Source organism: Allobacillus saliphilus (assembly GCF_018138385.1).
GTDB classification, from domain to species: domain Bacteria; phylum Bacillota; class Bacilli; order Bacillales; family Alkalibacillaceae; genus Allobacillus; species Allobacillus saliphilus.
Map to the genome: position 1 here is coordinate 1 of NZ_JAGSIE010000044.1, position 14,211 is coordinate 14,211.

The window sequence follows — 14,211 nt, forward strand, 5'->3', positions numbered from 1 at the left end:
CCCGTTAGAATTCACCCATGCCGGGCAAACTAAAAGACCTAAACGAAAACTCTTCGTTTAGGTCTTACTTTATATCTTCATTCACTGTTTTCACTTAAAACAATTTCTTCAATATGAACATCTTCTAAGTCTTCATTCTCTGTAGCATTTATTTTTCCTTTATACAGTGATTGACCATCCGATAAATCAAAGATCTGAAGGTACATTTCTTTGTCCGTATTGGTTACTAAATAAAGGTTTCCTTGATGAGTTAGCGAAGGATAAAAAGAAATACTGTCGACATCTATTAAAAGGTCTTCTGAGAAAGTACCTTCTTCAATTTGATAGCTATTAATTCGCAACCCTTCTGCCAGTTCATCATAAAAATAAAGCGTCGAGCCATCGAATGAATCTACATGCCTCGTTGTAAACTGTTCAGGCATGTCTAACTCTTTCATTTGTTTATTTTTCACATCATATGCATATAATTTATCTTTAGTTACTTGCTGTGTTTGTGTTGACTCGTCGAATTGATGAACCTCTTTTCGAATCACAATATATTCATATGAAGCCCATTCTACAGATCCTCTTAGCGTAGTAAAATTAACACTAGAATTTTCATCAGACTCTTCATCTCCTGACAACAATACCTTTTGTCCAATCAATTCCTCGGTATCGGCATTGATTTCCATTAGATGAATTTCTGTATAATTGTCATTTCTTGTGTTCACATGCATGTTAGCAAATACTTGAATAACGTTATCATTCATTTGTACATCCATGATATTTGCAAAGGAATAGTTATTTCCTGGAAAATCCACATCTATAGAAGTAGATTTTTCTGTATTTTTATCCAACCAAGAAGCAGTCAACGAAATATCGTTTTCATATGATCGATTGAAATTTGATTCAACAATAACCAACTGTTCAGCATCTTCATAAATATGACCGCTATAGAAATCTTTCCCTCGCATAAAGCTTCGATAATCATTCTCTAGCCGATCCTTCGTAATTTGAAAAACCCCATCAATCTGCTCGATTAAGTTCAAATCACTTTCATAAGTCGACCCCTGTTGATTAAGCTTAAAACGAGTATACATAGCTTCTTTACTGTGAATGCCCAATAAAGTAATCGGATCAAGTAATTTTTCTTCGCCGGAAACGGTCTCGATCGACAATTCCGGATGTTCACTGGATGCTAATGCTGTGTACACATAATAAGTTCCTATACTTAAAACAACAAAAGCAATTAATATAGCAGTTTTTATATATTTCTTCATTCATTCTCCCCCTTACACACGAATTTTCTCGTCCAGTAACCGTTTGCTGAGCCAAATGGAACCAACCAAAACGATTACTCCCAAAGCCAATATTATTAAGAGCACTTCTCCGTTATATAAAAATGAATCAAAGATTGTCTGATTTAAAATTAACGGTAAAATGACCAACAGATTTACCGCTACAACAAACGTTCCACCAAACAAAACGCCCTTCATCCGGTAGCTTCTTTCCAAGAGAATTGCGGTAAAGAGAATGATTACCGTCAATATCCCAGCACCATAGAGACTCATGAATAATTCAAATTGATTCGGAGCAATTAACGATAAAACAGGATGGATCTCTATTAATTGTCGAAGAGTGACTTCCATTACATATTCACCCGGAACTGTCCACTTCATCACCAACATTTCAATTTGAATAGCAATTAACTGAAACCCAACTAAACTTAATGTTGCAAGCACAATTGTTGTTAACTTTGCGAAAAAGAGATTGATTCGTGCCGTCGGTAGCATCAACAAGCGATAGACAAATGTATTTTTCCCAAACCAATCACGGTACCATATCAAGAAAATATAAAACATTATGGCAGCAACACAAATCATAATCGGTCCAATGAAAAACAAACTATTAACAACTCGATCAAACGAAAAATAACCAATAGATTGTAAAACTTGCGAAACCGATGATCCTTCGTTTTGCTGGATCATTTCTAGATGAGTCAAATAATTGCTTCTAGCAACAAACACACCTACGAGTTGAACAATGAACGTAAACCCCATCAAAATAAGCAACAACTTCATGACACGATTTAATTCAAAGTTTAATAACTTAAAGAAATTCTTCATTGAACGAACACCTCCCGAAGTACATCGATGACTGACTTTCCTTCTAACTCTCGTACGTCTTCTGTCATGAATTCTTTTTGAATCTTACCGTCATTCAATATGACAACTTTGTCGATCAAGTGTTCAATATCTCCAATCTCATGCGTGGTAATCAACACACCACGATCTTCGATTAAATGACTTGTAAAAACCTCTGCGATTTGTTCACGGCTAAATATATCAATCCCAGAAAACGGCTCATCCATTAATATGTAATCTGCATCGACGGCTAGGCCGAGCAATAAATTAACTTTTGCCGTATTTCCTTTTGATAAACTTGCAATTTTATCTTTACGATTTAACTTAAAAAACGCGAGCATGTCGTCTGCGCGACGTTGATTCCAATTTTTATAAAAATCTTTCATAAACTCCATTGCCATTTCGATCGTGAAATGCGGCAACATAATCGTTGCATCAGGTATGAACACAATCTTTTCGAATGTATCTTTTGTCACTTTTTCTCCGTCAACTAAAATTTCGCCCGCTTGAAGTGGCGTTAGCTTCATAATCGCATTCATAATCGTTGTTTTACCCATTCCGTTTACACCAATCAAGCACGTGATTTGCCCTTTCTCAGCTGTGAAAGACACTTGATCCAAAACCGTTTTACGACCAAAACGTTTCACAATATCTTTAACTTCAATCATTGGAATCCCCCTTTTCTTTATAATGTGTTTCTATTAATTTCATCGCATCTTCCAACGGTACATTGATCGACTTGACTGAATCCACGAATTGTGAAACAGCTTCATCAATTAATTCATTCCGTACACCGCGCAATACATCCTGGTCATGTGTCACCTTGCTCGGCTGGTTTTTCTCTGTTTTGATCAACCCTTCCTCCTCCATTTCTTTATAAGCCCGCTGAGCTGTATTCGGATTTATTTTCAACTGGCTAGCCAACTCCCTTCTTGAAGGAATCACATCTCCTGATTCCAGAAAACCCTTGGCGATTTGCAGTTTAAAATGCTGAATCACTTGGATATAAACGGGATCTCGATTGTTAAATTGGATGTTCATCTTTTTTGCACTCACTCCCATCTCAAAGTGTATTAACTGATTAATACACCAAGAATAAAAAAATATGACGAACAGTGTATTAACCACTTAGTACACCGTCTGAATGTATTATATGCTTAATACACTGAAACCGTCAACCACTTTTTTAAAAAAACAAACGATATGATAGAATACATGGGAAAGGAAGGTCGAAAATGAAATTTATATCATGGAATGTGAACGGCCTGAGAGCCGCCATCCGAAAAGGTTTTCTAGATTATTTTCACGAAATAGATGCAGACTTTTTTGCCGTACAAGAAATTAAATTGCAAGAAGGGCAAATTGGTTTGGAGTTAGAAGGCTACCATCAATTTTGGAATTATGCAGAACGGAAAGGATATGCTGGAACTGCTATTTTCACCAAGCATGAGCCGCTAAATGCCTACTACAATTTTGATCATGAAACCATTCAAGCCGAAGGTCGACTCATTACATTGGAGTACGAGAACTTCTACTTTGTCACCGTCTATACACCGAATTCCCAACGTACGTTGGAGCGTCTGCCAATTCGCTTGGAGTGGGAAGAACAGTTTTATAACTACATACAAAAGCTAGACAAAGAAAAACCTGTAATTCTTTGCGGAGACTTGAATGTCGCCCATCAAGAGATTGATCTACGAAACGATAAAACTAACCATGGAAACTCCGGTTTTACCAAAGAAGAACGCGGAAAAATGACTCGGCTCTTAGGCAGCGGATTTACCGATACATTGCGCTATTTCTATCCTCAAGAAGAAGGTCTATACACCTGGTGGTCATACATGAAAACCGTTCGTGAGCGAAATATCGGTTGGCGGATTGATTACTTTATTGTATCCGACCGTCTTCGCGATCAGTTGCAATCTGCTAATATCCATGCTGATATATATGGTAGTGACCACTGTCCGATTTATTTGGAAATGAAAATATAATGTTTATTGAAAGAGGTTTTAACATGAAACATCCATCTCGAGCGATGACAATTGCCGGTTCATCCGCGGGAGGTAGTGCCGGCATCCAAGCTGATTTAAAAACATTTCAAGAGCTAGATGTTTATGGAATGAGCATCATCACAGCCATTGTCGGAAGGCATCCGAAAACTGAGAAAAATGTTCACGCCATAAGTTTGGAAGCAATTGAAGCTCAATTTTCAACAGCGATCAAACAAGTTGGCGTGGACGGAATCAAGACTGGCATGCTGTTCTCCAAAGAAGTCATTGAATTAGTTGCCTCGTTAATCGAATCAGCTCCAATCAATCATCTTGTTGTCGATCCGGTTATGATTGGAAAAATGAATTCTAAACTATTAAAAGATGATGCCATTGAAGTGTTGAAAAAATACTTAATTCCACTAGCTACAATCATTACACCGAATATACCTGAAGCATCCGTGTTATTAGATCACCGGTCAATCTCCACTGTCGATGAAATGAAAAAAGCAGCCATCGACCTGCAACAACTCGGTTCTAAAAACATTCTCATCAAAGGTGGACGACTGGAAGGGCCGGCTGTCGATGTTTTATTTGATGGAACACATTTGACAACATTCGAAGCACCACGAATTGATACAGTGAACACAAGCGGAGCAGGCTGCTCCTACTCAGCAGCAATCGCCGCTCAATTAACAAAAGAAAAAGATGTTGACGAAGCTGTTTTAGAAGCGAAACAATATATAACGACGGCCATTGAATACAGCTTTTCTTATACAGATGTCGTTGGACCGACCAATCATGCTGCAAAAAGAAACTATGGCAATGCATATGATATTAACGTAAAAACTGAGAAAATCTAAACACTAAAAATCCGTCTGATGAAATGCATCAGACGGATTTATTATTTACTGATTTTCTTTTGTCGGTCCCATGACACCAGGCACTTCCAAGCCTGCCTGACGTAGTAACACAGTCATTTGCCCACGGTGGTGAATATTATGTTGTACGAGCATGCTCAACACTTTCCCACGAGGCATGTTTTGTCCTAATGCTTCCACTTCTACTTCCATTTCATCATCGGATAACCCTTCAGCACCCTGCTGAATTTGATCCGTTACTTTTTTGAAAACGCGAGCGATCTCTCTTGCTTCTTTTGGAACTGTCGTCGGGTCATCGACCGTATCGACTTCCAATCCCATCTGCTTTCCAAGCGCTCCAGTGACGACTGCAACGTGCCACCCAAGCCAGCCGAGCGTATTATGCCCTTCAACAATGGATTGATCTAACTTTTCATCCGTCATTGCATTATACACTTGAAGTGTACCATTCGCATAATTCTGCCAGTCTTGAAGAAAATCATCTGTTGTTCGATACATTTATCCCACTCCTTATTTATTGATTTCACTCTATTACAAACATAGTAAAAGAAGTGGAGAAATACAAGAAAACCACATTGGGGGCTATCGGTGCTCAAACTTATGTGAAACGACTAGTCTCTACCTCACTTAATTGCACATCTGTTATCGTCCCTTGATGAAAATATAATTGCCATCTTCCATCAATCCATTTCCAGATCGAACTTCGGAGCGTATTGCGATTCCTCGTTTTGTCGGTTAGAAAATAGGTCGCTAAGACTACGTCAGGTGCTAATGGATGAATTTCATAATTATGTATCTTCATTTCAGTTAAGACAACACCAGTTCTCAGACATTCTTCTTTATCAAACATTTTTCCGGAACTGCTAATTTCGAAAAATTCATCTGCTAAAATATCTGCTAGTTTTTCCATACTTTTGCGTACCTCTATGTTGATATGGGTTTCTTCTAACCGTCTTAGTTGGTCTTTTAATTTTGAATTCATTAAAGTTCTCCTCAATTATTTTATTTTTTAAATCGATGGTACTTATTTTAGCATACTCTAGTTGTAATATTCCGATAAATTAAATATAATTAGCTAAAATAGCTATTATAGCTAATGAGGTGATCCAATGATTGTCAACTCAACCGAACTTCAAAATAACTTTGGAAAATATCTGATGATGGCCGCCTATGAAGACATTGTTATCACACGAAACGGAACGGAAATCGCCAGACTTACGACAAAACAACAGGAAAATCAAATAAATTGGGTTCACGAAAGGATGCCGATTGAAGGATATGGTCAAAAAGCAACTTATGATGAGTTTCTGCGCTTACGTAGTGAAACAGAGGAACGCTATGAATATATCGATGGTGAGATCTATTTACTTTCCTCCCCAAAGACAGCGCATCAGTATGCAGTAACTAGATTAATTGCTTTATTTCATAACTTTTTTGAGGGGACCGATTGTACACCGTTCGTAGCACCTTACGACATCGAACTAATGAAACCTTCTGGAGAAATGAATATGGTACAACCTGACTTAATGGTAATCTGTGACCTGGATGAACACTTAGGAGCAGATGATTACTACAAAGGTGTGCCATCGTTAGTTGTTGAGGTTTTATCAAAAAGTACGAGAAAGAAAGATCTCTTGATTAAAGCAGATTTATATCGCCAAACTGGTGTTCAGGAATATTGGATTGTTAATCCGGAAAACAGGCAAATTATCATTTATCAATTCGAAGACCAAGACATTAAGGAAATGGTGTCTTTCAGTTCAGAAGATACAGCTAAATCGTTTATATTTGATGAACTAGAAATTGAATTGAGGGGTTTGTTTAAAAAATAATTGAGTAAAGTGTTGAAGATTAACTAAATTGCATTCCGCCAATTTCTGATTACTCTTCAACGCTTTATAATGTCAACCACTATTGAGAAAATGACAAGATTAACTTAACACAAAGGCTGACATTTAACATAACCAGATGAATCAATGTATTCAGCTAGTAATTCGCTAAGATCACTAACTCGAGGATAACCAATCCATTGGTCCTGTTTTGTATAGCTTAATTGACATAATTGATTAATAAATTCTTGATCCTCTGCAGTTGCATACCTAATGTTCATAATATCTCCTCGTTTTTTTATATTCATAATTTCAACTACCTTCTGCGTTAATGAAATAATATCTAAAACTCTTATATACCCCCGAATTATTGATCGTTATCCATTCTCTTTCCAAAAAATACTTTTTACGAATTTTACCTTATGGTTTGTGTAATCACTTACTGCAGTTGAAGATTGTTTTAAATATTCCTTCTTTAATTCTAAATACTCTTCTCTTGCTTCAGGATTAGAGTTTAGATAGTCTCTAAAGTAAATAAGGTTCTTCCACAGATCCTTGTGATACTCTACTAAGTGTATAAAGTGAGTCTTCTTCTCATAAGTATCATCCGTAAACTTTGCTAAAACAATTTCATCGGGTCTTTTGACTTTCAACCTTAAAAAATCCGCTTTAGATAGGCCTTTCAATAATGGCTTGTCGACTGTAGCTAAATCATCAACACCTACAACAATGTCTATCAAGGAACAGCCCACGATTTAATCTCTTCAGGCTTTCCTTGTAGTACCATCAGTAACTGTCCATCCTCATTAACACAGACACCTGCAGAACCTTTCCATACCTTCATACTTGGTAACCCCCTACTGTCTATACAAGTAGTACTTCTATTAAGCTGTCTTGAAATCCTTTATAGAGTGAAGAATTTCAGCAAAAGAAAAAGCGTTCGAAGACATATCGAATTAGGATTCCTTCCTATTCCAACATTATCTCAAACGCTTTTTACATAATTTAAAACCTCCAGGTTGTATACTCTAGTTCTTTGAAGACTTAGGTCTAAAAATCAATATCAATCGCCTTTTGTAATAAAATTATCAAACCAGACGTTAAATTCTCTTTTTCTGAATTCTCTATACAAGAGATAGGATACTTTGATAAAATTAGGTATAAGTGAAAGAAGGTGTATAATGAAAACTCAATCTCTAATTGCCAGGCAACCTGATGAATTAAAACAGTTTGAAATGAAGAACGATCGCTTTTATATGATAAGTTTAAGACATGTTCATTTTGGTCCAAAAACATTTAAGATTATCCTAGAAAATAAACATCAAACATTAGAAGTCATTTATGATCAATTCGATCCAGCAGTGCCTGTAAGTTACTACGTTTGGAATTTTCGATATGGTACAGAAATGACTCGAACTGATTTACAACAGGCTAATAGGAAATATCCTTCTTTAGTGAATAAAGATTGTTATTACTATTTCAAAGTTCAAAACTCAGAGTTTATCAAGTGGAATGATTTTACCTCTTCGTTTAAAAGTAAGGACTTTCCTGAACTTGAACACCATTTATACTTTACAGATAATGATATTTTAGAAGTATTGAGTCTATATGAACCAAAATTTATTGTGGTAGATAAATAAGCCTAACTACCAACCTGAAACAAATTAAATTTTGGTTTCCTGGCTGCTTAATATTTGGAAAAATATTAAAAACCTTGTTATAGAAAAAGGTCCATAAGTGAAAATGGAATTCCGAATGACAGCGCCTTACCAGAAGCGACATTCAAGGCTAAATATATTACCGACGAGTTTTTTCTAGTCAGGAAGAGATGGACATGGCATTATTTGATTATGTACATTGGTTTAATAACATCCGCATTCATGGGATTACTATCGTACCTCACTTGGTTTCATATCTATGTAAGTATCAAACACCTCATCAATAAAATAATAATTTATAATCTTAAACATATTGACAGTTCAACTCAGTTCTGGAATAATGAAAACAATTAAATACTTATATCCTTTAATTTAGTCCTGTGAGGCTTATCAAGGAAGCGACAAACTTTAGGTAGAGATACGTATGTCAAATCCCTTTTTTCCTCATGGAGAAAAGGGATTTTTTTAAAAGGGTTCTGGCTAGGTTCATTTTGACTAGCTAAACACATTCCTTACTTGTAACTTTAAGTACGTTTAGAAACTACTCTAGACGAACACCGAGAATTATTCAGTTAAAAATGTGAAATGAGAGACCAAAAAAATTTCCATCAATTTATAAACTAAATAAATGAAACCTTTAAACAAATCCAGAGAGGTTTGCAAGGTTGCTCGAAGATTACGTGTTTGTCTATGGACACGTCTACCTCTTTGCGACCTTCGCAAAGAGGTTTTTTATTGTGATGACCTGAGGAGGAATGTCAAAAATGAATCACTTTTTTTCGATTGATCAGTTATCCCAGTCTGAGATTATGATGCTTTTAAAACAGGCCAAAAAATATAAATCTTGTAGTCCAAACATAGACGAGAAAATTTTCGGGGCCAATTTATTTTTCGAGCCAAGTACACGAACTAAAATGAGCTTTATCGTCGCACAGAGAAAATTAGGAATTGACGTATTAGATTTCAATGAATCCATATCGAGTACAAAAAAAGGTGAAAGTTTATACGATACGGCCAAAACATTTGAAGCCATTGGCGCTAACTTTCTAGTTATCAGACATCAATCGGATCGTTGGATGTATGAGCTAAAGGATATCTCGATTCCTATTATTAACGCAGGAGCAGGTAAATCCGAACACCCAACGCAGTGTTTATTGGATTTACTAACTATATATGATTCCTTTGAACAATTTAAAGACTTAAAGATTTCTATAGTCGGTGACATCAAACATAGCCGTGTCGCCCATTCAAACATCAAAGCATTACAAAAGTTAGGAGCTGATGTCTATGTTAGCGCACCGCCAGCTTTAGAGGACGACAAGTTAACAATACCAAACATTCCTGTAGATCAAGCAGTAGAGATAAGTGATGTCGTTATGCTTTTACGAGTGCAATCTGAGCGTCATATTGGCAATAACGAAACAAAAACAGACTATCTAGAAAAGTACGGGTTAACAAAATTAAGAGAAAAGCGAATGAAAAAGCATGCAATTATTCTTCATCCTGCACCTATCAACCGAGATATAGAAATTGATTCAGCCCTTGTAGAATGTGATCGATCTCGAATCTTCAAACAAATGGAAAATGGTGTGTATGTAAGAATGGCTCTAATTATGAAACTATTACAAGATTGGGGAGTGTTAAAACATGAAGATTTTACTGAAGAACGCAACGCTATACTCTAATACGAACGAGTTAGAAACAAAAAACGTATTAATTACCGACCATAAAATTAGCAAAATAAGCAGTGCTGACATTGGTAAAGAGAATATTGACGACGTGATTGACTGCAAGGGAAATTTGTTAGTACCAGGTTTTATCGATGTACATATCCACTTACGAGAACCAGGTGGTGAACAAAAAGAAACAATCAAAACGGGAACAAATGCTGCTGCACGAGGAGGATTCACTACGGTTTGTGCAATGCCAAATACAAACCCCGTTCCTGACTCATCTGATAAATTGATTCAACTCCATGAAAGAATAAAGCAAGACGCTTTAATCAGAGTCTTACCTTATGCTGCAATAACGGAAGGATTACAAGGTGAAACGATTGTAAATATGGAGGAACTATCAAATGCTAGTTGTTTCGCTTTTACGGATGATGGTGTGGGTATTCAATCCGCAGATATGATGTATCGTGCAATGAAGCAAGCAGTAGCCGTTAACAAACCAATTGTAGCTCACTGTGAAGATAATTCACTTGTATATGAGGGAGTAATCCATGATGGAGACGTAAGCAAAAGATTACATCTTCCTGGGATTCCTTCGATCAGTGAATCAGTCCACATTGCACGTGATGTGCTCTTAGCAGAAGCAACAGGCTGCCATTATCATGTCTGCCACGTCAGCACAAAAGAGTCTGTGAGGGTCATTCGGGATGCAAAGAAGGCCGGTATACATGTCACTGCTGAAGTATCTCCGCACCATTTAGTTCTTAATGAAACTGACATCCAATCAGACAATGCCCAATTTAAGATGAACCCACCACTTAGAAGCAAAAAAGATCAACAAGCACTACTGGAAGGATTGCTTGATGGCACGATTGACTTTATTGCAACAGACCATGCACCACATACAGCATCAGAAAAAGAAAAAGGATTTTTAGAAGCTCCATTTGGAATCGTCGGTTTAGAGACCGCATTTCCAATTTTGTACACCTCCCTTGTCGAAACAAAAAAGGTAACACTGAAGCAATTAATTGATTGGCTAACGATTAAACCTGCAAAAACATTTAACCTCCCTTTTGGAAAATTAGAAGAAGGAAATCTCGCAGACCTTACGTTAGTCGATTTAGAAAAAACGATTACGATTGATAAAAACAAGTTTTATTCAAAAGGAAAAAACACACCATTTGATCAATATGACGTCCGTGGAATTCCTGTTCTGACTATGTTTGAAGGTGAAGTCGTATATGAGGAGGTAAATAATGAGTAAACGTCGACTCGTGCTAGAAGATGGTACTGTAATGGATGGAATTGGATTTGGTTATCAAGGCGAAGTAAATGGCGAGATGATTTTCAATACAGGAATGACCGGCTATGAGCATGTGTTATCAGATCCCTCGTATTGTGGACAGTTAGTCGTCATGACGAGCCCGAAAATAGGTACAAACGGAATTAATCAGAATGACTGTATGTCCGCTTATCTAAATGGGTTAATTGTTAAAGATTATGGTAACTCTCCGAATAGTTCTCAGAATGCAAAAGATTTAAATTCTTTTTTACTCGATCAACAAATACCCGGACTTGCAAATATTGATACACGGATGTTAACAAAACATATTCGTCAATTTGGAACATTGAAAGGTTCGATTGTTGATGTCGACACCCCAATTGATATGACGATTAAAAAGTTGAAAAATGTAAAAGATTCCTCAGACCAAGTCCAAAGAGTCTCTACTCAAAAACCATATGTAATCCCAGGCAAAGGGTCTAACATCGTCGTCATCGACCTAGGAATGAAACTGAGTATTTTAAGAGAATTGACCGCACGAGATTGCCAAGTAACGGTAGTGCCATATAACTATTCAGCTGATCAAATTATACGATTGAAGCCAGATGGCATCTTCATTACAAGCGGTCCTGGAAACCCTAAAAATCTTCCAGAAACAATCGCAACGATCCAGCAACTACCGAGGCATATCCCAGTATTCGGCATTGGCTTAGGTCATCAAGTGATGGCTTTGGGATTTGGTGCTGAAACTGAAAAAATGTTATACGGTCACCATGGCAATAACTATCCAGTCAAAGATTTGTTGAAACAAAAATCATATATGACGAGCCAAAATCATCTCTACTCAGTTAGTAGAAACTCTCTACAAAATACCGACTTAGAGATTACGCATATCGGATTAAATGACGATGCAATCGAAGGCCTTCGCCATAAATCCTATTCGTATTTTTCAGTTCAATTTCAACCGGAAGGGAAACCTGGACCTGAAGATATGCACTATTTGTACGATGAATTTTTAACAGCCATACAGCATGATCAAGCAAAAAATAAGGAGGATATGTATGTCGAAAAATACTGATATTAATAAAATTCTTGTTATTGGATCAGGTCCTATTGTGATTGGTCAAGCAGCGGAGTTTGATTATTCTGGAACCCAGGCATGTGAGTCACTGCGCGAAGAAGGGTATACTGTCATTCTAGCAAATTCAAACCCAGCAACGATTATGACCGATCACACTGTTGCTGATAAAGTTTATATGGAACCATTGACGATTGAGTTTTTAAAGAAAATCATTCAAAAAGAACAACCGGATGCACTCCTCCCAACGCTTGGGGGACAAACAGGATTAAACCTGGCCATCGAACTTGAAAAAGCTGGTATATTAAAAGAATATGGCGTTACGCTTTTAGGATCTTCTCTAGATGCGATAGAAAAAGCTGAAGATCGAGAGAAATTCCGCTCCTTAATGAGAGAAATAAATGAACCAGTTCCAGATAGTCGAATTGTCACAACAGTTGAAGAAGCTTTAGAGTTTGCGAGTGAAATTGGGTATCCACTTATCGTCCGCCCTGCCTATACATTAGGCGGAACAGGTGGAGGTATGTGTTACGACCAAAAAGAATTGAAAGAAATTACTCGTGCGGGCCTCTCTCTTTCACCGATGAATCAATGTCTTATAGAAAAAAATATTGCCGGCTTTAAAGAAATTGAATTTGAAGTTCTCAGAGATAAAAATGACCAAGCAATCGTTGTTTGTGATATGGAGAACGTAGATCCAGTCGGCATTCATACCGGAGACTCCTTCGTCGTTGCTCCTTCCCAAACATTGAATAATCAGGAGCATCAATTATTAAGAAACGCTTCCTTAAAGATAATACGCGCCCTAAAAATTGAGGGTGGATGTAATGTGCAGCTAGCCCTCGATCCAGACAGTTTAACTTACTATATTATCGAAGTGAATCCTCGCGTTAGCAGATCATCAGCACTTGCTTCTAAAGCAACGGGTTACCCGATTGCTAAAGTAGCAGCCAAAATAGCGGTAGGCTTAACATTAGATGAAATAATGAATCCAATTACTAATACGTCAGGCATGTTTGAGCCAACACTCGATTATATTGTCACGAAATTTCCCCGATTTCCATTTGATAAATTTACGTCAGGAAATCGCTATCTTGGAACCCAAATGAAAGCAACTGGCGAAATCATGGCCCTTGGTCGTTCATTTACCGAATCTCTGTTAAAAGGTATCCGCTCGCTTGATATTGGGGCTGAAGAATTCAGACTAAAATTTATCGAAGAGCTATCAGATACATCTATTATTGATAAATTAACACGTGCAGATGACGAACGTATATTTGTTTTAGCTGAAGCTTTACGACGTGGTATGACGGTCGACGATATTCACCACTGGACAAAGATCAATCATTATTTTCTTCATCAATTGAATAGTATTATCACACTTGAAAAAAAGCTAATTGCAAACAAACTTTCTGAAGAGTTACTGCAAGAAGCAAAAAAAGTCGGATTATCAGATCGACAGATAGCTAGATTATCGAATCAAACAGCAGATGATATTTTCCAACTTAGACGTGAGACAAACCTCTTCCCTGTTTACAAAATGGTCGATACATGTGCAGCAGAGTTTGAGTCAGTTACGCCGTATTTTTACAGCACATATGAGAAAGAAAATGAATCCAATCGATCTACACGAAAAAAAGTTCTCATTCTCGGCTCTGGTCCAATTCGTATCGGTCAAGGCATTGAATTTGACTATGCG

Annotated in this window: 16 protein-coding genes and 1 pseudogene; 9 read left to right on the plus strand and 8 right to left on the minus strand. The window is 37.1% G+C overall.

Annotated features, from left to right (window positions below; translation table 11 throughout):
- Positions 1–77: 77 nt before the first annotated feature.
- From KC820_RS12310 to KC820_RS12325, 4 genes are read right to left on the minus strand one after another with little or no spacing between them, the layout of a single operon-like run.
- A complete protein-coding gene (locus KC820_RS12310) occupies positions 78–1,259 on the minus strand; it encodes a hypothetical protein (RefSeq protein WP_212371430.1) in 1,182 nt (393 codons plus the stop codon).
- A gap of 12 nt (positions 1,260–1,271) precedes the next feature.
- Positions 1,272–2,105: a hypothetical protein gene (locus KC820_RS12315; protein ID WP_212371432.1), complete on the minus strand. Its 834-nt coding sequence runs from the start codon at positions 2,103–2,105 to the stop codon at positions 1,272–1,274.
- Entirely contained in the window at positions 2,102–2,791 is a 690-nt protein-coding gene (locus KC820_RS12320) for an ABC transporter ATP-binding protein (RefSeq protein WP_212371434.1), read from the minus strand. The genes KC820_RS12315 and KC820_RS12320 overlap by 4 nt, the downstream gene beginning before the upstream one ends.
- On the minus strand, positions 2,784–3,164 hold the full coding sequence (locus KC820_RS12325; protein ID WP_212371435.1) for a GntR family transcriptional regulator: 381 nt from the start codon (positions 3,162–3,164) through the stop codon (positions 2,784–2,786). The genes KC820_RS12320 and KC820_RS12325 overlap by 8 nt, the downstream gene beginning before the upstream one ends.
- Before the next feature lie 194 nt (positions 3,165–3,358).
- On the opposite strand from KC820_RS12325, the gene KC820_RS12330 reads away from it, so the two are divergent.
- Positions 3,359–4,114: an exodeoxyribonuclease III gene (locus tag KC820_RS12330; protein ID WP_212371437.1), complete on the plus strand. Its 756-nt coding sequence runs from the start codon at positions 3,359–3,361 to the stop codon at positions 4,112–4,114.
- Positions 4,115–4,137: 23 nt separating this feature from the next.
- A complete protein-coding gene (gene thiD / locus KC820_RS12335) occupies positions 4,138–4,974 on the plus strand; it encodes a bifunctional hydroxymethylpyrimidine kinase/phosphomethylpyrimidine kinase (RefSeq protein ID WP_212371439.1) in 837 nt (278 codons plus the stop codon).
- A 45-nt stretch (positions 4,975–5,019) separates the two neighbouring features.
- Here the strand turns inward: thiD and KC820_RS12340 are convergent, their stop codons facing one another.
- Positions 5,020–5,490, minus strand: coding sequence for a DinB family protein (locus KC820_RS12340; RefSeq protein WP_212371441.1), 471 nt, complete (start codon positions 5,488–5,490; stop codon positions 5,020–5,022).
- A gap of 100 nt (positions 5,491–5,590) precedes the next feature.
- The gene (locus tag KC820_RS12345) at positions 5,591–5,974 is read right to left on the minus strand and encodes a nuclear transport factor 2 family protein (RefSeq protein ID WP_212371443.1); all 384 of its coding nucleotides are present in this window, start codon (positions 5,972–5,974) and stop codon (positions 5,591–5,593) included.
- Between the two features lie 127 nt (positions 5,975–6,101).
- On the opposite strand from KC820_RS12345, the gene KC820_RS12350 reads away from it, so the two are divergent.
- Positions 6,102–6,824, plus strand: a complete 723-nt coding sequence (locus tag KC820_RS12350) for a type II toxin-antitoxin system prevent-host-death family antitoxin (RefSeq protein ID WP_144089424.1) — start codon at positions 6,102–6,104, stop codon at positions 6,822–6,824.
- Between the two features lie 104 nt (positions 6,825–6,928).
- Here the strand turns inward: KC820_RS12350 and KC820_RS12355 are convergent, their stop codons facing one another.
- Positions 6,929–7,102, minus strand: coding sequence for a hypothetical protein (locus KC820_RS12355; protein WP_186279663.1), 174 nt, complete (start codon positions 7,100–7,102; stop codon positions 6,929–6,931).
- A gap of 96 nt (positions 7,103–7,198) precedes the next feature.
- On the minus strand, positions 7,199–7,573 hold the full coding sequence (locus KC820_RS12360) for a GrpB family protein (protein ID WP_336511049.1): 375 nt from the start codon (positions 7,571–7,573) through the stop codon (positions 7,199–7,201).
- 429 nt (positions 7,574–8,002) lie between these two features.
- On the opposite strand from KC820_RS12360, the gene KC820_RS12365 reads away from it, so the two are divergent.
- The 6 genes and pseudogenes from KC820_RS12365 to carB form a co-directional block, all read left to right on the plus strand.
- Complete coding sequence (locus tag KC820_RS12365; protein WP_212371451.1) at positions 8,003–8,461, plus strand: hypothetical protein; 459 nt, start codon at positions 8,003–8,005, stop codon at positions 8,459–8,461.
- Positions 8,462–8,545: 84 nt separating this feature from the next.
- Positions 8,546–8,766: pseudogene (locus tag KC820_RS13340) on the plus strand (IS3 family transposase); the annotation flags it as partial.
- 477 nt (positions 8,767–9,243) lie between these two features.
- Positions 9,244–10,164, plus strand: a complete 921-nt coding sequence (locus KC820_RS12375; RefSeq protein WP_212371455.1) for an aspartate carbamoyltransferase catalytic subunit — start codon at positions 9,244–9,246, stop codon at positions 10,162–10,164.
- Positions 10,127–11,416 (plus strand): dihydroorotase, encoded by a 1,290-nt coding sequence (locus KC820_RS12380; protein WP_212371457.1) that lies wholly within the window; start codon positions 10,127–10,129, stop codon positions 11,414–11,416. Before KC820_RS12375 ends, KC820_RS12380 begins: the two co-directional genes overlap by 38 nt.
- Positions 11,409–12,512 carry a carbamoyl phosphate synthase small subunit gene (locus KC820_RS12385; protein ID WP_212371458.1) on the plus strand — a complete coding sequence of 368 codons (1,104 nt, stop codon included), beginning with the start codon at positions 11,409–11,411 and terminating at the stop codon, positions 12,510–12,512. The genes KC820_RS12380 and KC820_RS12385 overlap by 8 nt, the downstream gene beginning before the upstream one ends.
- Positions 12,496–14,211 (plus strand): carbamoyl-phosphate synthase large subunit (gene carB, locus KC820_RS12390; protein ID WP_212371466.1); only part of this gene is annotated, 1,716 nt, incomplete at its 3' end. The genes KC820_RS12385 and carB, both read left to right, overlap by 17 nt.